Here is a 21,009-nt window from a genome sequence, read left to right on the forward strand (position 1 = left end):
CTTCTGTCATTAGCCACACACTTTAGAACCCCGGTATCATCAATCGGTCTAAATCAAATTTAGAAATCTTGAGTTCTATTGTAATGCTTGCAGTTCTTCCATGGTGAATATTTTGTTTTCCTGGTAATTTTCGATGCAGTAAGCCAGAGCATCTTCAACTTCTTTTGACTGCATTCCTTGTTCATTCGCCAGTTTCGCAATGTGATAATTGAAAAACAAATGGTAGTATTTTACACGCTTTGGTTCAAGATCGAGATCGGTTGTGGTATTTAAATAGGCTTTGGTCTTCAGCATAAGCTCCATCAACCCATCATGATCTTGAATCTTTTTAAATGCGGTGATCGCTTTTTCAAAGTTTGCCAAATAAATTACCGGAGGCAGGAATGTTTGGATCTGATCGAATGCCAGGGTATAGCTTTCAGCACTTTTCTTATAATCCTCAACCATAAAATAGAAATTCCCTTTATTGGCCCCGTCCAAGCCCGCTGCTTCTTTCATTTTAGGGAGGTGCCATAGTTTATGATCCTCAATGAATGCTAATAGCACTTCCAGCTCATCCTTTTTCTTCCCCTCCAGGATATCCGTCAATACGGGCTCCATGTCGGTAATAGCATAGGCTTCTTTTAACCCGTAATGCGCTTCCATATCTTTTAAATAATGGTCTCTGTATGCGGCCAGGTTGGTATAGTTTTTAAGATTTCTGTAATCTTTGAAAACAAAGCGAATACCATCAACTAACGCGAGGGGGACTACCGAATTATGATTGGCCTCGTAGGTGTTCTTTTTGAAGTGGAAGTTCGGATTCGTATTCCCCCCGTAAAGTTTTTCATAGTCATTACCTGCTTCAATGCGGTCCGGGGAATCGGAGGTGGCATTGGCAACAAAGTAGTACAGGTTCTTACCGGTATAGTTATTCATGAGCTCACCTATTTCTTGTCTCACATCGGTAGCGAAGAAATTCGTAGAGAATGATATGAATCCTCTGAACGGGTTTTCTTCCTCAAGTAACAGGAAGTGATTGTATTCAGCACCATTAGAGTGTCCGATCATCACATTAAAGTCAGATGTACTGTAAGTGGTATTGATATAGGGAACAAGTTCTTTAAACACGAAGTCCTTGAATTTTTTACCGCTTTCTCCGTAATACACGTCCAGGTCGTCATTTCTGTTTGACCGGCCATTGGTGCTTCCGTGAACAATGCCAACCAAAATAGATTCCGGCATCAATTTATATTCTTCAAGGGGAAGGTTGGCCATATAATTTTTTACTACAGAAAAGATATTCCATCCGGCGTCTGTGGTATAGAAAACAGGATACTTTTTAGCGGGGTCATAATTCTTTGGCAGCACAATTTTGATCGTGCGCTCGGCCCCCAGGTATTCCGATTTGAAGTTTTTAATGTCATAGTCCAGACCTAATGCCTTCGCATTGGGATCATTGGCCCAACCCTTGATCATAAAAATGTTTCTGGAATCGCTGTTTTCCAGCTTTTGGTTCGGATTGTCTTCAAGAGTATTAACGATCCCTTCATTTTCCCATTGGCCTTTGGTGAATTTGAATTCGGCAGGATACGTAATGTCTACAACAACCTCTCTTTCGAAATCGGATACCTTTTTCATTTTCACAGTACCCGGATCCCAGCTCCCGAGGACATCCTGGTTCCCGGTAATATAAACCTCGTCTGATGCGTCTGGTACAATGACCTTAATAGTTCTCTTTTCCTGGGCAAATACGTTTGCTATAAAAAGCAAAGCCAGAGTAAATACGATTGATTTTTGATACATGATATTCAGTTTTTGATTTGGAACAAATGTACCCTGAAATTCAGGTAAGCCCAGTAAATACGGGGGGTGATATTGGTGCTAGTCCCCCGGATGAATTTTAAACAACACATGTATACCCCACTTTTTGAGCCTGGGTCAATAGGCTATTACACGTCTTTGCGAGGGGTCGCTAAAATTGGATATCTTGTGGAGGATGATGACGAGTGTCACCTCGATCGTGCCTACCGAAAGTATACTTGCGAACTGAAGGTATGGTGATCTCGCAAAGCGGGATCGTATGGAGAGCTTAAAAGCCCGAATAGTTCTCGATACACTACACTTTTGGCGTGGCACCTGCCTACCTCAGGCAGGCTCGAACTGACCTCAGAGGATATCAGTTATGCAATACTGTTTAGATAACATGAGGGGTAGCTTTCGCAACAAAAAAATGGAGCTTGTTGTTACAGGGATTATACTTGTAGTGAATTTCAGTTCTTGTAATAAAAATCTTCATAATTATACATAATGGCATAGAACTTGTCTGAAGGCATATATCAAACAAGAACCGATCTTAACTTAATCTTACTCAAATGAAAAAAATTAAACTCACTATTGCGCTTTTGATCGTTGCTGTAGTTGCTCATGCGCAAAATGCACCTGAGACATGGAACAAGGAATTTCCGGAGGCTGTGCAATTTCAAAAAGTTTCTGCTTTTGGCCATTACCTGGTTGGAACCGATAATGCTTTATGGTATATAGAGCAGGAAACCGGAAATATCATATGGAGTAATCCTGAATTTAAAAATTTACAAGAAGGCGATGTATCGCAAGTAGGTAATTCACCGCTTATTTCCGTGAATCAGGGTACTACTGTACATATGATCGACCCCTTTACCGGCGAATCTAAATTTGATTCAAAAAAGGCTGGTATCAAGGAGATCAATGACCAAATGTTCATGTACAATGCTGACGCTATTTTGGTTTCCGGTCGTACCTACGATAACAACGATATTTTGATCATGTCTTCTTTAAGCGACGGTGAAATTCTGTGGAAACTGGAAGATGATTTCGGCCGGTTTATTACCGCCAGGGATCTGTCAGATTCAGAAGTGCTCATCGTTACCCTGTACAATAACTATAAGATAAATACGGCCTCCGGTGCATTGATCTGGAAGAACGATACCTCGAGCGCTAACGAAGAATTAGATAAACTGGGAGCACTTGGCGGATTAATGAAAAAGGCTGCTGCGAATGTAGCTCAGAATATGGATTTCAATATTCGGTTCTATCAAAACCCTTTTGAGCCTGTGTTTTACATTGCCTCAGAACAGGAGGGTAGAGCAAAGACCAGTGGCTTTTCATCAAGCGTTTCCAATGGAGACCCTATGTACCATACCACGTATACCGCTTTTAGCTTAAAGGACGGGAGCAGACTGTGGAAAAAAGACCTGGATGTAAATGGAAGAATGGGGCAATTGTATTTCCACGAGCAAGGATTGGTGATTTTACCTGATGATGGCTCAAAAACAAAGATCAATTTATTCGATTACAATACTCAGGAAGGCCTGTGGGGTAAAAAAGGGAGAGGTATTAAGATCAAAGGTGGTGTATACGACTATTTGGAGACCGACAACGGACTCATACTGATCTCTCAAAAGCCGAATAACAAGAATTACATCTCATTCCTTGGTCTGGACTCCGGAAGTTTAGCGTTAGAAGATCCTGTAAAGATCAACGGGGAAGTGGTATTTGGTGAAATAACACTTGCCGGTTTGCTTTATGTGACGACGAATGAAGTGAATATTTTAGATATCCAGTCCGGGGAAACCATTCTTGACAAACAAATAAGAACCAGTCCTTCCCTTGTCGATCAAAATGAAGCCGTGCTTTACGCCTATGACCATGGTAGTGCCACAATAAAAATGTTGGATAAAAATACCGGATCTGTAAGTGTGTTAAGTGATGCGATCGAATTTGAAGGAAAGGAATCGCCTGCTGCGATAAGCATGAGAGACAACGGAGTATTGGTTTCCTCTTCTCAGAATTTAGCATTGGTAGATTACTCGGGTAAAACAACCTTTCAAACCTACCTGGAAGCACCTCGCGAACCTGGTATCATAAAGGCCCTTCGTTATGCCCAGGCCATTAGAGCCGCTTATGTAAGCGCTGCATCTTATGCCGGATCTGCGGTATACAGAAGTGCTGCAACCGATGTGAGCAATGAAAATCAGGCTGCGGGAGCCCTCCTTGCAGATGTAGGTGCGGCATACCAGGACCTGGGAGACCAGGCTGCCGATATGGCTAAAAGATCACTGCAAATGGCCAATGCGCGATTTAAAGCCACTCAGGAGGCAGATGATTATGTGGTTATCTTAAGTCAGGTGGATAAAACCAACTACCTGATGAAAGTGAGCAAAAATACCGGTGAGATCGAATCGAGAATTGATCTTGGAAAAGACAGAGAACCGTCCTATGCCATGGATGGCATTACCGGAGTGGTGTTTTACAAAACGAACACTAATCAAGTTACGAGTTATAAGCTCTGATCCGGTCACAGATAAGATCACATCGTAATAATGCAAAAGGCAACCTTTCGGGTTGCCCTTTTTTATATTCCGTCGTCTTTGCGAGGCGACCTTTAGGTCGACGTGGCAATCTCCCTAATACATACTGAAGTGCCGGAACCTAATAAGGACTATTTCTTCTTCTTACGATTATTAGATCTTTTATCACCCCGGGTTTTAGGCTTCTTATATTTCTGTTTGATCGTCCTTCGATAGGAGCCACCTTGGTTGGTCTTCTTGTTCTTTTCCTTTTTTTCATGGAATGCCGGTCCGGGGGCATCGCTGTCGGAATAGGTCAACGGATTGTAAGCTTCCTTTTTTTGTGGCCGTTCATCGGGGCTCAGCTGGGTGGCGATCTCTATGTCTTCCGGAAGCGTAATTTCCGGGATCTTGAGATCCATAAGCTCTTCGATCGCTTCTTTCAACGGTTGTTCCTTTTCTGTGAACAGTAAAATAGAGGTTCCCTTTTCCTTGGCCCTCCCGGTACGTCCTATACGATGAATGTAGTTTTCCGGATAAAACGGGGTGTCAAAATTGATCACATGAGAGATCTTCTCGAGATCGAGTCCGCGGGAACTCACATCAGTGGTTACCAAAATACGCTGTTCACCTTTTTCAAATTGCTCCAGGGACCGAAGGCGGTAATTCTGGGTTTTGTTCGAATGAATAACGCCTAGCGATTCTCCAAAAGTATCTTGCAGGGTTGAAGCTAGCAGGTCGGCACTTTTTTTATTGGAAACAAACACCAGGACCTTTCTGAACACTTCCTCATCTGCCAGGAGGTCACGCAGCAGATTTACCTTGGTGTAAAAGTTGGGTACGGCATAGGCCGTTTGGGTAATGTTTTCCAGGGGGGTGCCACTTAGGCCGACGGAAACCTTGGTCACGTTGGTGAAGAAATTCAATATAAAGGCTTCAATGTCTTCGGTCATCGTAGCAGAGAACATAATGTTTTGTCTGCGCTCGGGAAGCAGATCAAAAATATTGGTCAGCTGAAAACGGAATCCCAGGTCCAGCATAATATCTACTTCATCCAGTATGAACTTATTGATGTTGCGCAGTTGTACAGCCCTGGAAATGACCAGGTCGTATAGCCTTCCCGGGGTAGCCACCAGGATATCACAGCCGAAGCTTAGCATATCTTTTTGGCGGTTGATATTCGTACCTCCATATACCCCAAGAACACTGAGATTCAGATCCCGGCAAAGGGTCTCAGCAGTATCGGCCACCTGAACCACCAACTCTCTGGTGGGAACTACGATGAGTACCCTGGGATGCGGGTCTTTGGAGAATTTCAGTTGATCTAAAACCGGTAACAGGTACGCCAGGGTCTTTCCGGTACCTGTTTGTGCTATTCCGAGCATGTCAGACCCGGACTTGATAACCGAAAATGATTTTTCCTGAATAGGTGTGGGTTGGGTGATCCCAAGTTCGCTCAGGGGTTGTTGTAGGCGTGGGGACAGGTTGAATTCTTGAAACGATGACATGTATATGCTTTTTAATGGGAAGAATAAACGAAGTCCTCCGAAATGCAGGGCAAAGATAGTGAGACATTTAACGTGATGGGTAGTGGGAGGGCTTTTTTGGAATAGAATGTCTCATTTTTGAGGGGTCTGGTTCCAATTTTTAGGGTTGAGCGGAATCTTTAGTAATACGTTATATGCCTTAGTGTGTTACCCTTTCGTTTTTCCGCCTTTTTTTTTATTGACCTGTTAATGAAAAGGTGGGAAGAACTTTTGAATAATAGCGGGTATAAACTATATTCGATATAACGTAAGTGATAGTGTTTTACCTCTGTAATTAGGGGGATATAAACCACGAAACTACTTATATAAAAACAAGTTGGTAATAATTTAAAAAAAATCACAATCAACAACTTAGTATTTTTAAACACATGAAATACTTCTCTATAAATCTATATGTCAAATTGCTTAATTGTGCTATCGAAGAAGGTGTGCCTAGAGAAGATTTCATGCATTTACCAACACCTATTAATGCTCTAGACAATGTGTCTGTGATACCTGCAGAAGAGTTCTTATCCTTGCACGAATTTCTTGTCAATAAACTCGGACGTGGTTTTCCAGTGAGGGTTGGTCAAAAAATGATTATTGAAGATTATGGCGTTTTAGGTCTTTCTTGGCGCACATGCTCAAAAGTTGGAGAGATTTTTGAACGTAGTGAACGCTATTTTAAACTCTTATCCAACACATTTGATTGGCAAATTAAAAAGGAAGGAAGTATTTCTCATATTGTACTCAATCGTGAAGCACATCGAAAAGGGATGGAACTATCAACAGAGGCTAGTCTTTCTGCAACAGTAGTAGTACTCAAAGCCATGTCTGAAAAAGATATTTCTCCTATTCAAGTAAGTTTCAAACATGAAAAACCCGAAGATCTTACTAGTCATATAGTGGCATTTAATTGCCCTATGTTATTTGACCAACCACAATACTCCATAAGTTATAAAACAGTCGATCTAAATTTAAGAACTGCTAAGGCAGATGCCAGTATCAACAGGTATTTACTTCAACAAGTTGAAGAGAAAACAAAGGGTATAAAAATTCCTGGCAATAAGTTTGTTCGTGATGTTGAAACGCTTATAAAAGATGCCCTCCCAACTGGTATTCCAAGCATACATTTTATAAGCGATCTTATGGCAATGAGCAACCGAACACTTGCCCGAAGGCTTGCTGAGTCTGGTGTTACCTATCGTGATTTGGTCAAAAAAACCCAAGAAAAAATAGCTAAAGAGATGCTTCAAAAAAACACGGAGAGTATAGGTGAAATAGCTTTCTTAACAGGTTTTTCTGAGCAAAGCGCTTTTAATCGTGCCTTTAAAAAATGGACTAGCCTTTCCCCTTCTGAATACAGAAAAAATATTTAGAATTCACGTTTTGGCGTAAAATGTCAAAAGCTTGTCTTTAGGTGTCAAAATAATCTTTTGAACACAGCGCATCTTTGTACCATCAAATTAATTAAACAAATTAATGATGGTAATTACAGTAAAACTTCTAACAGGAATTATTATAGCGCTTTCAGCTGATTCACTAAATACTTATACATCTGTTGAACCCAATAAGGAACAAGCTGAATTACACACATCAAATTATATAATTACAAACCCTAGCGAAAAAGCTTTTCAAATTCTAGACTACAAATGCAACGTTTGCCATCGCAAGCGAAACAAAAGACGTGTTTTCACGAAAGAAAACATGGATTACTTCGCGCCTGATATTTATAAACAGGTATTTGTAAAAAAACGTATGCCTAAAGGCTGAAAAATAAAACTTACGTCTGAAGAGTATCAGGACGTTTTGACATGGATATCAAACACAATAAAATAAATAAAATGGAACTAAATTTTAAAATAACTGTATTGACGCTAAGTATCTTATTTACAGGGCTAACCGCAGGATTGTGCTTTGCCTGGTCCAATGCTGTGACACCTGGGTTAGGCCGGTTAGATGACCTAGGGTTCTTAAAAGCATTTCAAGCGATGAACAGATCCATCCTTAATCCAACTTTCATAATCGTATTTATGAGTCCATTTTTACTGCTTTTTATAAATGCTTTTTTATTCAAAAACACAAACCAGTTTACATTTACCTCTTATTTGGTTGCAGCGGTTCTGTTTTTTATAGGCGTCGGTCTGATCACAATATTTAAAAACGTCCCTCTTAATGAAATACTGGACAAAACGATATTAGAAACTGCCACTAATGTAGAGCTCGTGGAATTACGAAAAACCTTTGAACAGCCCTGGAACCGCTGGCACATGATACGTACCGTATGCTCATTTATCTCATTTGCATTACTGGTTACAGGTCTGCTATTCCATAAATAAAAACACTTTTAATTTTATTAATCAACATCAAAAAACGAACAATCATGAAACATTTAAGAGCAATAGGTGTTGGTATTATCATCTGGATTCTAGGTGTCAGTGTTTATAATCTGTCCTTTTATATATCGTTTTTAGAGGACACACAACAACAAGCCAATATGCTGCTTTTTATTGCAGTAATGCCTTTGGTCTGGTTTGGCGCAAAACAGTATTACAAAAAAGGTGCGAACGCACATGGCTATTGGGTAGGCCAAACCTTCTTTTTAACCGCAACCGCTTTAGATGCCTTAATCACGGTTCCCGTTTTCATTATTCCAAATGGCGGTTCTTATTATCAATTTTTTACCGATTTAGGGTTTTGGCTTATAGGGTTCGAATTTATAAGCATAACAGTACTGTATTGGTATATCAAATTGGGTATAAACAAACAAAATCAAACTATATAAAACATAAAAAACATGAAACAGAATATTTTAGTTATCGGAGGTACCGGTAAAACCGGTCGCCGAGTAGCCCAAAATTTAACGCAAACCGGACACAACGTACGTGTCGTGGGAAGAAAAACTAATCCAGCTTTTGATTGGGATAACCCTGAAACGTATGCTGCGGCATTAAAAGATATGGATAGAGCTTACATCGTGTATTATCCGGATTTAGCTGTGCCTGGAGCAAGGGATGCCATAACAGCATTGACCGAAAAAGCCTTGAAAGCTGGTTTAGAAAAAGTAGTCTTACTATCGGGTAAAGGAGAAACCGAAGCTGAAGCTTGTGAGAATATCGTTGCCCATTCAGGGTTAAACTACACCTTGGTTAGAGCTTCGTGGTTCAATCAAAATTTTAGTGAAGGTGCCTTTTTAGAATTTGTACAAAATGGCCTAGTCGCTTTGCCGTTGCCGAATGCAGAAATTCCTTTTGTGGATGCAGATGATATTGCAGATGTGGTTTCCAAAGTCTTAATGGATGATTCATACAACGGACAAACGATAACCGTTACTGGCCCTCAAAAAAGGACGTTTAAAGAGGTGGTAAACATTATGGCTGAAGCTTCTGATAAAACCATACAATTTGTGCCGATTTCAATTGACGAATTCAAAGAAGGAATGAGACAAGCCGGTTTACCCGATTCTTATGTTTGGTTATTCGGGTATTTGTTTAAGGAAGTTTTAGGTAATCCAGAAAACCAAGAGGTTTCTGAAGATGTGGCCAAAGTCTTGGGCAGACCTGCCAAAGATTTTGAAACCTATGCAAAGGTAACTACTGCCACTGGTATTTGGAATTAAAATAATTAAAGTGAAGACAAAGAAAGTTACAATATCTCTTGTCATTCTTCTTTATTCTGTAGCCGTGCCATTTTTAGAGATTAACGACACCCATGTATATAATCCAGATTGGACGCCACATGCCAAAATTCATGAAGTATGGCAACTTATCACTAACTCCTCCATAGGTATACTTTGCCTATGGTTGGTTTGGGTGAAAAATGAGTTGAAAACTAGTATACTGTTGAGTATGCTTGTTACTGGTGGGTTCTTAATCGCTTATTGTATACAAGATGTATATGGAGGTTCTATGAAATATTTAGATGGGAGTGAGAAAGCTATTCTGGGTATCAATATCGGTGTTCTTGGGTTTGGAATCAGTTTTATACTTCTAATACTAATTTTTTTTAGGCTAGAACATCAAAAAAATAACCACAGCATTAAATTGGATTATTAAGGAATAACAATAGTTGTAGTTAATTAAGTCGGTAACATTATTATGATTAGAGAATCGTCTTCATTATAAAACATTTAGTAAATGAACTTTAAATCAATCAAAATTTCGCTTGCGGTACTTTCTGTAATCTTCTTTCAACTTATTGCTAATGCACAATTAGCAGACAAAATAGATCTAACCGAAGACAATCAGCTTTTAGGTTTAGGAACACAGTACATCTTAAAATCTGAAATTTTACAAGAAGACCGTCCAATTATTATTTCATTACCAAAGGGATACAAAGAGGGTGATGCCAATTACCCTGTTCTTTATCTTTTAGATGGGTTGGGTAACATAAAACATCAAGTTGGTACAGTTGAACTTTTAACAGAATCAGGAATTATTCCCCCAATGATTATTGTGGCTATAGAAAGTCTAGATAGGGCAAGAGATTTAACGCCATCACAAGCAGGCCAAGATGTTTATGGAGGAGCAGGTACAGATATACCTCAAAGTGGAGGCGCTCCCAATTTTCTCAAGTTTTTAGAAAACGAATTAATTCCATACGTAGAATCAAATTTTCGAACTCATCCCTATCGACTATTGGAAGGGCATTCTTTTGGTGGATTGTTCTGTACATACGCATTGATGAACAAACCAGAATTATTTAATGCATTCATCGTTCAGGCACCCGCTTTATGGTGGAATAAAGAAGAAATGACCGAGCAAGCTAAAGATTTTTTCAATTCCAATGATTCCCTAGATGTATCCGTTTATTTTGGAACTGGTGGAGCTGAAGGCTGGGGCATGCGACAAGAACTAGCTCGTTATGTAGATATTATTAAGCAGAATGCCCCTAAAAATTTCCGTTGGAAACATGAAGAAACTGTTAGTGGTGAAGAACATGATGATTCTCGTTTATTACTAAATTATTATGGTTTGAAATTTGTGTTTTCAGATTTAAAGGCTTCTGAGGATTTGCAAACAAATTACAGTGACGAATCTTTTTTGCAAGGTGAGCAGGAATTAAGAGATAAGTATGGGCAAAAGGCCCGAAGACCAGCCAGTGATTACGTTTACATAATTATGGAATTGCTAGATAAAGAAAACAACCTGGGAGCAATTACAGTATATAAAAGAGCTTCAGACGCATATCCAAGGTATATTATGTTTTTAAACAATTTAGCTGTGTTGTATGAGAAAACAAACCAATTAGATAAGGCAATTGAGACTTATAAGTCGGCTATAACGGTTTCAAAAAAATTGAAATTAGGAAACGAGGAAGGTTATCAAAAAGAAATTGAAAGATTGAAAAAAATTAATTACAGCAATGTGCAAAAAAAATAGCACAAGCCTTTCCTACAACTATGGTTTGGTCATCTTTGGAAAATCGCCAAATTTTTAAATCTGACGATTTCCAAGAATAAGATATAAAGTAAAATTTAAAAATATTGCTTGTGTTTCATCTGAGAAGTAACAGCTTATTTTCAGGGCTAACTTTCATATAGGAGATCGTTAGTCTTAATTAGAAAAATAAAATATTTGAATTAATTAACATAGTACCTTGCATAACAAAGTTCTTTGTGTTTGTTTTGTGTGTTTAATTCATCAATCAAAATCAATCAAAAATGAAAAACCAAAATTTACTAATAGTAGTATTTATCGCGCTACTATGCTCTTGCGGAAATAAAAGCGATTCAAAAGATTCAGAAGTAGCATTTAATGAAAAACCGTATACAGATAAACTCAATGATTTGTTTGATGTTCTTCATAAAAATAACAAGTTCATGGGTACGGTGTCCATTTCACATGAAGGTAATACCGTCTATTCAAATACAATGGGTTTTGCTGATGTTGAAAATCAGAAGGAGACAACTACTTCTACCAAATATAGAATTGCCTCAATCACCAAAATGTTCACAGCGACGATGGTTTTTAAAGCCATAGAAGATCATAAGTTGAGCATCAATCAAACCATAGATGATTTTTTTCCATCAATTGAAAATGCGAACAAAATAACAGTTGGCAATTTATTGAACCACAGAAGTGGTATTCCTAGCTTCACTAAGGATGGTACTTTTTTTGACTATCGCACAGAGCACAAATCCAGAAAAGACATGCTAAAAATTATTTCCAATTATGAAAGTAACTTTGAGCCCAATAGCCATAATGAATATAGCAATTCAAATTATTTCTTATTATCTCAAATTCTAGAAACGGTATATGATTTGCCCTATGAAGATCTTTTACTTGAAAAAATAATTAAGCCATTAGGTTTAACAAACACCTATTCGGGTGGGCTAATAACGATAGACAACAACGAATCGTACTCCTACAGCCGCTCAGAAAAATGGACTGAATTCCCAGAAACCAACCTATCCATTGCTTTAGGAAGTGGTTCGATTATTTCGAATCCTAGCGACCTGAACGCGTTTATCGAAGCGCTTTTTAATGAGAAGATTATTTCAAAAGAAACGCTCGATGAAATGACTATGATTAAAGACAACCATGGTATGGGTATCATGCCATTTAACTTTAAGGAAAAAAAAGGGTTTGGACATGGCGGCCATATTGATGCTTTCCACTCGATATCCATTTACATACCTCAAGAAAAACTAGCAGTAGCTATTTCAGCTAACGCAATTGATTATAACATAAACAATCTGCTAACAGACGTATTAAAATGTTACTTTAAAGAGCCTTTCGAGCTTCCCAATTTCGACCATGTTGAAATTACGTCAAGTGAACTAGAAAAGTATGTCGGTGTTTATACCGCCCAAGAAGGAGGCGGAAAATTCACCATAACACAAGAAAATAACACTTTGTTTACACAATTAAACGAACTTCCTAAGGAACCTTTGGTGTACAAGGGAAATCATAAGTTCACAAATGAGGAGATTGGGGCAAACTTCATTTTCTACCCTGAAAAAAGCCAACTAGGTTTGGAACAAAGCGGTGTAGCGGATATTTATCTGTTTACCAAACAATAACTATAGTTCCCAAATAAATAACAATGAGAACAAATTTAAAGTTCATGATAACGCCGCTACTTGTTTCATATGCTATTATTATGTCGGCTCAAAACAATACAGAGCAAATCAACATTGATCACATAGCAACCAAAATCGATAGCCTTTTAAGCAATTACAATGAGAGTGAACCAGGAGTGGCAATTGGTCTTGTACAGAACAATCAATTGATGTATGAAAAGTACTTTGGATTGGCCAATCTTGATTATGAGATACAAATTCACAAAGGGACTTCTTTTCATGTGGCCTCAGTGTCCAAACAGTTTACTGCATTTGCCATACTCTTACTTGAAGATGAAGGGAAACTGTCTTTGGAGGATGATATTAGAATCTATCTACCCGAGATGCATGAGTTTAAGCATAAAATAACCATTAGCCACCTGTTAAATCATACAAGTGGACTAAAGGATAAGTATAACCTATTACGCCTCTCAGGCTGGACGCTCGATGATGTGATTACAAATGAACAAGTATTGGAGCTTATTTTTAATCAAGAGACCTTGAACTTCAAACCAAACGACAAGCACATGTACAGTAATGCCAACTATGCATTGTTGGCCGAAATCGTAGCTAGAATATCGAAGATGTCCTTTGCAGAATTTACGCATAAGCGCATCTTTGAGCCCCTACATATGTATGATTCAAAATTTTTAGATCAAAAAGGACAGGTGGTTAAAAACAAAAGTCTTTCCTATTTAAAGGTCGATTCAACTTACGTAGAAGACCTGTTTAATAACTTCAGTGTTGGTGCCACCAACCTTAACACGACTATCACAGACTTGAGTAAATGGGCCATTAACTATGACACAAAAACGGTAGGCAGCGAAGTTATCTTTACTAAAATGCAAACCTTACAGCATTTGAATAATGGAGAAACCTATGGCTATGCCAATGGTTTATTCATAAATACTTATAAAGGGTTCAAGCGTATAGAGCACAGTGGCCAAGATGCGAGTTATCAGGCCTATTTGGCCACCTTTCCCGAACTAAACTTAAGCGTGATTTTCACCAATACAAATGGAGAAATCAATGGTGCTAGGATGGTGTATGATATCATGGATATTTGTCTAAAACCTTATCTTAAAAATAAATCATCAAATTCATCAATAACAAAGCTATTTACCCACAAAGAACCTATTGAGAAAACAACTACATATTTAAAGCAATTTGAAGGGTATTATTGGGATGAAAAGGATAAAAATTCACGACACATTAAAGTTGAAAACGACACCTTAAAATATATAAGAAGTAGTACAAATAAAACAGCGTTGATTCCTGTTGGAGAAAATGAGTTTGAAATGGCGCTAGATGAATATGTATCCGTCTCGTTCAACTCCAATCAAATGATTGTAACTTTAGATGATGGCTATCAGATTATTTCAGAAAAATATAGTCCAGCAAATTATAATGTATCCACACTTGAGGAGTTTACCGGAAGGTACTACAGCACAGAATTGAATGCCTATTACTCGTTCTATATTAAAGAAAATCAGTTAGTAGCAAAACACACCAGACTTGGTGACTTCAAATTAAAAGCTATTAAAAACAACTACTTCTTAGGCAATAAAGGCTCTTTTCTAAAAGTAGTCTTTGTAAGAAACTCATCTAATGAGCTTATAGGATTTGAAGTATCTAGCAGTAGAGCTAAAAATGTGTTTTTTACAAAACTGAACTCATGAAAGCATCATACGTTACATTCTTAATCTTGATCTTCCTTTCTTGTAGTAAAGAAACACCATCTAACCTCACGCTATTAGATGCAAACATTCCAACTGATGTCCCCCAACTTTTTGCAAAAGGAATTGTCTCTACAAATAACTATGAGTTTGCAATAACCTTTACTCCAGAAATGGACGAACTCTATTTTACACGTAGGAAACCAGAAGAAGACAATGAAATTTATACCATGAAATTGGTTGATGGAAAGTGGACGGACCCAAAACCAGCTTTTTTTACAGCAACTGAAGGATGGGATTTTGAGCCTCACATTAGTCCTGAAGGAGATAAGCTATATTTTGGAAGTACACGACCGCTACCCGACTCTTTAAAATCAAATGGACTTCACCAATGGTATAGCACGAAAACCCAGAATGGGTGGAGTAATCCGGTCCCATTAAAAAGTCCATTCATGGATAAATCCATCATTATGTATTTGACCTCGTCAGAAAATGGCAACTTATATTTCACGACTGGAGAAAAAGGAGACAAACCCGAAGATTGGGTGATTTACAACTCGATTAAAAAAGATGGTCATTACGTTAGTATAGATCGAATGGGAACAGAAATCAACGCTACCGGCAAATGGATAGCTCATTCATTCATTGCACCAGATGAAAGCTACATGATATATGATTTCAAAAGTGATTCAGGTTATGGCGAAAGTGATTTATACATCAGCTTTAATCTAAATGGAAAATGGACCAAACCGTTCAATCTGGGGCCTAAAATAAACACCGATCAAACTGAAATGGCAGCAAGTGTCTCGCCTGATGGAAACTATTTATTTTTCCATAGAGGAGGCAACGACATGGGGAATATTTATTGGGTAAAGTTTAAAACCCTAAAAGAAAGTTTATTGGAAAACATGGACTTGATTTCAGAAATTGGTGAAATTAATAATGAGAAATCATACCTCAATAATTCACCTACTGCAGAATCTATCTATTTTGAAGAAAAACCACCTATGCTAATTCCTAAATGTTTTGATCCAAAAATAGTATCACCAGATGGAAGGTTCGAGGGTGGTACATTTTCACCTGATATGAAAGAGTTTTATTTCACCAGGAAAAATGGGGAATATGAAAAACGTACATTTTTTGTTATTCGATATGAAAATAATCGTTGGGGTGAAGAATCTGAAACTTATATAAAATGGCCACAATTCTCAATTGATGGCAAAAGAATGTATGTTGGTAAAACGTATAGAGAAAGAACAGTAAAGGGTTGGTCTGAGCCCAAAAGTCAGGGTGAATTCTTAAATGATATGGCACATGGCATGTCGGTTTCCGCTGAAGGAAACTATTACTTTACTATTTATAGAAAAGAAGATAATGGTATAAATGGCGCTATTTATTTTTTTGGTAATAAAAATGAAAAACCAATGAAATTGAGCACGAAGATTAATACAGGAAAATACATTGCTCATCCATACATAGCACCAGATGAGTCGTATTTAATTTGGGATGTAGTCAGAGACGATGGGTACGGAAAAGCAGATATCTACATTAGTTTTAAACAGAAGGATGGTTCATGGTGTCCTGCAATTAACATGGGGGATCAAATAAATACCCCTGAGCAGGAAAGTGGAGCGAGTGTCTCACCTGATGGAAAATATCTTTTTTTTTCAAGGACAAAACAGAAAGAGAAAGTAGATGGTAGTACATATCAGGTTATAAATCAATATTGGGTAAACTCACAGATTATTGAAGAACTCCGAGCTAAACAATAACAATCAATGAATAAAAAATATAGTCTTCTATCGGTAATAGGAATAAGTTTAATGTTACTTAGCTGTCAACAAACGAGTTCTAATCTGGTTTATTTTAATCAAGTACCACCAGCAAATACGCCAAAATTATTTGCGCCGACTATAGTTAATACCGATAGCATTGAAATCAATACGGTGTTTAACACATCTTTCACTGAACTATTTTTTACAAGAATCATCGATAAAAAATTTATCATACATCATTCTGAATTCTTTGATGGTAAATGGAGTTTACCAAAACCCATACAAATGTTTTCTGAACAAGGGAAAGAGTCCGTTGCAATTGATCCTTCCGTTAGCCAAGATGGAAATACAATGTATTTTCTTGGTATAAGTCCAGAAGACCGTTTAAAAAACGCTAAACCAGACATATATAAAAGTCAGAAAATAGATGGTAAATGGCAATTAGCCACTAAGGTTGGATACCCTATATCAACTGAGGAATATGCAGAATCATACCCTGTAGTAGTTGCAGACGGTAGTTTGTATTTTACATCAGATAGACCGGGAAGTTTAGGGAAAAGAGATATTTATCGGGCTCAATATTTAGGTGATGGAAAATTTGACACTCCTATAAATATTGGTCCTGAAGTAAATTCTGAGAAGGGGGAAAGAAGTACTTATGTTTCACCGGATGAAAGTTTCCTTATCACTGCTAACACCTATACTGATGAAAAAGGATTTGCAGTCTCATTTAAAAAAAATGGCAAGTGGCAAAAACCTACTTCTTTTGAACTTGGTGAAGATATAGAGGAGGACTGGGCTTATTATTGTCCTTATATGTCACCAGACAACAAGTATCTTTTTTTCTCAAAAAGATATAGTTCTCCTCCTAATAGTGGATGGAAAGGCGTTGCAAAAGGTGAAGTGTACTGGGTAAGTTCTGCCGAGATTTTTAAAAATAAGGAAAAATAACAATAGCTAACAAAAGTTAAAAACACAGAGCCCCCAAATATGAGAAAAATAATAGATTTTAATGTTGCTACACTTGCGAGCTTATTTATTCTATGAATTCTTACTCTTTTTAATATGGCTATTTAATGGGCATAGTATTGTTTGACTATGTGCCTATTGAATTTTTGTGGGGAGGACAAATGAAAACAGTCACGCAATTAGTAAATTTCGAAATAGTTTCATTGTTTACCACTGTCATTTTTATTTTTCTGCTGTTAATAAGATCAAAATGGATAAATAATCCTAAACTATCAGGAATCACAAGCATTGCAATGTGGGTGGTATTTGTTCTTTTTTTGAGAATACAATAGAAAAAAGGGTAGTAATGTTTTATCAATAAATCAGCTATAAAAATTAAGAAACAACAACTTGTTAAATAGATTCAAGTGAGATTAAGAAAAGCAACAACCAACGACATATTGAGCATTGTAGAAATGATCGCGGATGATCCCCTGGGTAGTAAACGAGAAAACTTTACCATCCCATTGCCCAAAACCTATTATGATGCTTTTGAGCGAATCGATGCTGACCAAAACCAAGAACTGATTGTGGTTGAAAACGAAACTGGACGGCTCATCGCTGTTTTTCAATTGACGTTTATCCCTTATTTAACCTATCAAGGAGGAATAAGGGCACAAATTGAAGGAGTACGCGTGCATAAAGATCATCGAGGGCTTGGTATTGGGAAGACCATTTTTCATTGGGCTATCCAGAAAGCGAAGAAACGTAACGCCCATGTATTACAGTTGACTACCGACAAAAAACGTCCCAATGCCATTAGTTTTTATGAGTCCCTCGGATTCAAAGCCACTCACGAGGGCATGAAAATGCATTTTAAAATAGAATAAAAAACTATTGCCAACTTCGCATATAAACCATAAATGAAACTTCCTCCAGCTCGTTTACAGGCCCTCATACCAGGCCGGGTAAACGAGCTAGTTTTATCACGATACTTTATTCTGCAGTTCCTAAACAAGCCAAACGTAAAAGGTTAAAAATATTAATAAGACTAAAGGGTGTTATTTGGTAGCGGTACTGCTTTGGTCCAGTTACTTCAATTTCTCCTTGAGCAGACCTACGTCTTCTCCCAACTTTCGGTCAATGATCTTGGCGCACCAAAGACTTTTTTGAAAATGTAATAATCCCCTCCTTCCTAAGGAGGGGTGCTCCGCAGGAGCGGGGTGGTTTGCCGAAGGCGGGAGTTAACTCTCTTCTTAACCGTATCAAAGCATAACCGTATCACTTTATGGCGGGAGTTAGCTCCCTTCACTCGCTGGATTCCCAAGACGTCATGTTGAGAATACAAAGCCAAGCCCCTTCGGGCCTTATCTTTTTCGTTTCCCTTCACTCCTTTGAAAGCAAGCTTTCAGGAGTTCCGGGAAACAAAAAAGCCAGGACTTTCATCCTGGCTTTGTATTCATCTGTACTCGAGGTGGGAGTAGTTTTAAGGGGCTTTTTGCCTGTGTTTACAGGCCTTCCCAGAGGTTGTTTTTGGAGTGCCACCGAATGCGTAACCTTTAACAAAGTTTAACATTTTCAGTTCTGAAATTTAAACTGTCTTGATGGTTTTTGCCTCCAGTTGTCATAATCTTATATTTCTAAGAGTTAGTGACGGGATGTAATCCCGAAGTTTTCGTAAAAATGGATTTTTAGCTTTTAAGTCCTTAGACTATTTTCGTTATATTAATCCTCTATATTCATCGCTAATGTCTATGTAAGAGCAATTACTCGACCTTTTTTGAAGTTAGCGAATAAAAGATCGTAGTGTTGTTCCCATCACATGAATATAAAGCCTAAACTTAACCTGATTTGTAAATGACTATACCTAAAGCCTTTTTATTTACTGCATTGCTTGTCGCCATTGAAGTTGCGATTTATTTAGGGTTTGAAGTTCTTTTGAATCCGATTACAGTGAATTTTTTGAAGGGCGATTACCTGGAACATTATTATAGATTCAGTGGTGAATTACCTTTCGTTTTGGCATATATACTGATGTTTTTGATCTTTTTCAGGAGTGATTTTGGGCGGGCAAAGGGGACAGAGCATTTAAGGGGGTTAAATTTTAGAATCTTAAGCTATATTGTAATATTGGCCATAGGCCTGGAGTTTCTGGACAGGCCTTTTTTTGACTTTAGTAAAATTGTGGACAGCTTTAATGGGATGGAAGTTCAATTCACTCAGTATTCTTCTCGGGACATGTCCATTTATAGAATCATTTCACTGGTGTTATTGGGACCTGTATTTGAAGAGCTCTTTTTTCGAAAGATGGTCTTCGGGAGATTATATAATAAATATTCCTTGAATGTATCCATTCTGGTCTCGAGCGTATGCTTCTCCTTGATACATCTGCCAGGCTATAGAAATCTCTTGCCTACTTTCATTTTTGGAATTGTATCCTGTTTAGTTTATCATAAGACACATAGTATTTTATATTCAATATTGCTTCATGTTCTAGCTAATCTAAGTTTGGTATTACTCAGTATATATGGAGAAGGGTTTTATGATTGGATCTTCAGCCTAAAATTCAGTTTCATTTATTGGGTAGTATTCCTGGTAGGCTTTGCAATGACCTTCTTTGGGCTGAGAAAAATCACATCAGCGAAAGTCTACAATAAAGCATAGTGTGGAGTTTCTTCTGAGAAGTAATATATCCGCTTTAAACACGAATTCCTTGTCCCTAATCTTCCATAACTAACCTATGCAATGCCCGTACTAAAATGTTACTACAGACAACCCAAAGTTGTAGTAAGATGAAACATGGGATTTCATTAATTTTTATAGGGGTTAAGCGGAATCTGTAGTAATTCGTAACATGCCTTGGCGTGTTACCCTCTCGCTATTCCGCCTCTTTTTATACTAAACTGTTAAAGAAAAGGAGGGAAGAACCTTTGAATAATAGCACATATAAACTATATTCGATAAAACGTAAGTGATAGTGTTTCACCTCTGGGTTTAGGGGGATATAAACCACAAACTACTTATATAAACAAGTTGTATGTCATTTAAAAACATGAGACCTAAAATCAAATCTTTTCTGTTATTTACCTTATTTGTTACCATAACATTGAGTTGCAAAAAAAAGCATCATGAATCCGATGATTATGAAATACTTTCTGCCGTTTTGAATTATGCTTTCGGAAATGAATCAGATCTAGAAAATGGACAAGGTTGGATTGACGAGACTAAAGAATATCACTCTTTATTGTTATTGAACCACACGAATCTTAGGAGTTTCGACATCGAAAGTATTGATGCTTATTTAACGTTAAGAGAGATTTCGGAGTTTACCATTGAAGATTTTAAATTAAAGCATAGATGGAATATTGAGAAGATTAAAGACTACAAGAGGTATAGACTTGTAGCGGAATCTGACCAAAATATAAGAAGCCCATATATTGGAATGGTTCAAATCTCTTCAATTAGCTACAACCAGAATTTTGATAAAGCCATAATATATATATCATTCTTATGTGCAGGAAATGGAGATTGTGGGTTTTCAAGCATATTGCACCTAAAAAAAGATAAAAATTGGGTTATCGAAAAAGAGGAAATATTATCCGTTTCATAAAAACGACATACAACAAAGAACTGAGTTAAAATCCAACCCCTTTTCAAGCTAATTTCGACCGGTAATTTTCATCATATGGTATCCCGGATGTAGCCACTGCGAAG

At 37.7% G+C, this 21,009-nt stretch carries 16 protein-coding genes; 14 read left to right on the plus strand and 2 right to left on the minus strand.

What is annotated here, in order from left to right:
* Nucleotides 1-75: 75 nt before the first annotated feature.
* A complete protein-coding gene (locus IS446_RS04585) occupies nucleotides 76-1,785 on the minus strand; it encodes an alpha/beta hydrolase-fold protein (RefSeq protein WP_203058811.1) in 1,710 nt (569 codons plus the stop codon).
* Between the two features lie 569 nt (nucleotides 1,786-2,354).
* On the opposite strand from IS446_RS04585, the gene IS446_RS04590 reads away from it, so the two are divergent.
* Nucleotides 2,355-4,310, plus strand: a complete 1,956-nt coding sequence (locus IS446_RS04590) for an outer membrane protein assembly factor BamB family protein (protein ID WP_203058812.1) — start codon at nucleotides 2,355-2,357, stop codon at nucleotides 4,308-4,310.
* Nucleotides 4,311-4,459: 149 nt separating this feature from the next.
* Here the strand turns inward: IS446_RS04590 and IS446_RS04595 are convergent, their stop codons facing one another.
* Complete coding sequence (locus IS446_RS04595) at nucleotides 4,460-5,815, minus strand: DEAD/DEAH box helicase (RefSeq protein ID WP_203058813.1); 1,356 nt, start codon at nucleotides 5,813-5,815, stop codon at nucleotides 4,460-4,462.
* Between the two features lie 407 nt (nucleotides 5,816-6,222).
* Here IS446_RS04595 and IS446_RS04600 point away from each other — a divergent pair, with 407 nt between their 5' ends.
* The 13 genes from IS446_RS04600 (at nucleotide 6,223) to IS446_RS04665 (ending at nucleotide 20,905) form a co-directional block, all read left to right on the plus strand.
* Nucleotides 6,223-7,212, plus strand: coding sequence for an AraC family transcriptional regulator (locus IS446_RS04600; protein ID WP_203058814.1), 990 nt, complete (start codon nucleotides 6,223-6,225; stop codon nucleotides 7,210-7,212).
* 465 nt (nucleotides 7,213-7,677) lie between these two features.
* On the plus strand, nucleotides 7,678-8,172 hold the full coding sequence (locus IS446_RS04610) for an anthrone oxygenase family protein (protein WP_203058816.1): 495 nt from the start codon (nucleotides 7,678-7,680) through the stop codon (nucleotides 8,170-8,172).
* 44 nt (nucleotides 8,173-8,216) lie between these two features.
* Nucleotides 8,217-8,618, plus strand: coding sequence for a DUF5367 family protein (locus IS446_RS04615; protein ID WP_203058817.1), 402 nt, complete (start codon nucleotides 8,217-8,219; stop codon nucleotides 8,616-8,618).
* Nucleotides 8,619-8,630: 12 nt separating this feature from the next.
* Entirely contained in the window at nucleotides 8,631-9,452 is an 822-nt protein-coding gene (locus IS446_RS04620) for an NmrA family NAD(P)-binding protein (RefSeq protein ID WP_203058818.1), read from the plus strand.
* Nucleotides 9,453-9,462: 10 nt separating this feature from the next.
* On the plus strand, nucleotides 9,463-9,888 hold the full coding sequence (locus IS446_RS04625; protein ID WP_203058819.1) for a hypothetical protein: 426 nt from the start codon (nucleotides 9,463-9,465) through the stop codon (nucleotides 9,886-9,888).
* Between the two features lie 81 nt (nucleotides 9,889-9,969).
* Nucleotides 9,970-11,214: an alpha/beta hydrolase-fold protein gene (locus IS446_RS04630; protein WP_203058820.1), complete on the plus strand. Its 1,245-nt coding sequence runs from the start codon at nucleotides 9,970-9,972 to the stop codon at nucleotides 11,212-11,214.
* 281 nt (nucleotides 11,215-11,495) lie between these two features.
* Nucleotides 11,496-12,857, plus strand: a complete 1,362-nt coding sequence (locus IS446_RS04635) for a serine hydrolase (RefSeq protein ID WP_203058821.1) — start codon at nucleotides 11,496-11,498, stop codon at nucleotides 12,855-12,857.
* A 23-nt stretch (nucleotides 12,858-12,880) separates the two neighbouring features.
* Nucleotides 12,881-14,575, plus strand: a complete 1,695-nt coding sequence (locus tag IS446_RS04640) for a serine hydrolase domain-containing protein (RefSeq protein WP_203058822.1) — start codon at nucleotides 12,881-12,883, stop codon at nucleotides 14,573-14,575.
* Nucleotides 14,572-16,344, plus strand: a complete 1,773-nt coding sequence (locus IS446_RS04645; protein ID WP_203058823.1) for a TolB family protein — start codon at nucleotides 14,572-14,574, stop codon at nucleotides 16,342-16,344. The genes IS446_RS04640 and IS446_RS04645 overlap by 4 nt, the downstream gene beginning before the upstream one ends.
* Nucleotides 16,345-16,350: 6 nt before the next feature.
* Nucleotides 16,351-17,298 carry a TolB-like translocation protein gene (locus IS446_RS04650; RefSeq protein WP_203058824.1) on the plus strand — a complete coding sequence of 316 codons (948 nt, stop codon included), beginning with the start codon at nucleotides 16,351-16,353 and terminating at the stop codon, nucleotides 17,296-17,298.
* Nucleotides 17,299-17,723: 425 nt separating this feature from the next.
* On the plus strand, nucleotides 17,724-18,185 hold the full coding sequence (locus IS446_RS04655) for a GNAT family N-acetyltransferase (protein ID WP_317192166.1): 462 nt from the start codon (nucleotides 17,724-17,726) through the stop codon (nucleotides 18,183-18,185).
* Nucleotides 18,186-19,152: 967 nt separating this feature from the next.
* Nucleotides 19,153-19,959 (plus strand): CPBP family intramembrane glutamic endopeptidase, encoded by an 807-nt coding sequence (locus IS446_RS04660; RefSeq protein WP_203058825.1) that lies wholly within the window; start codon nucleotides 19,153-19,155, stop codon nucleotides 19,957-19,959.
* Nucleotides 19,960-20,332: 373 nt separating this feature from the next.
* Nucleotides 20,333-20,905: a hypothetical protein gene (locus IS446_RS04665; RefSeq protein ID WP_203058826.1), complete on the plus strand. Its 573-nt coding sequence runs from the start codon at nucleotides 20,333-20,335 to the stop codon at nucleotides 20,903-20,905.
* Nucleotides 20,906-21,009: the final 104 nt, after the last annotated feature.

The sequence above is a fragment of the Robertkochia sediminum genome, assembly GCF_016786255.1.
Classification (GTDB): Bacteria; Bacteroidota; Bacteroidia; order Flavobacteriales; family Flavobacteriaceae; genus Robertkochia; species Robertkochia sediminum.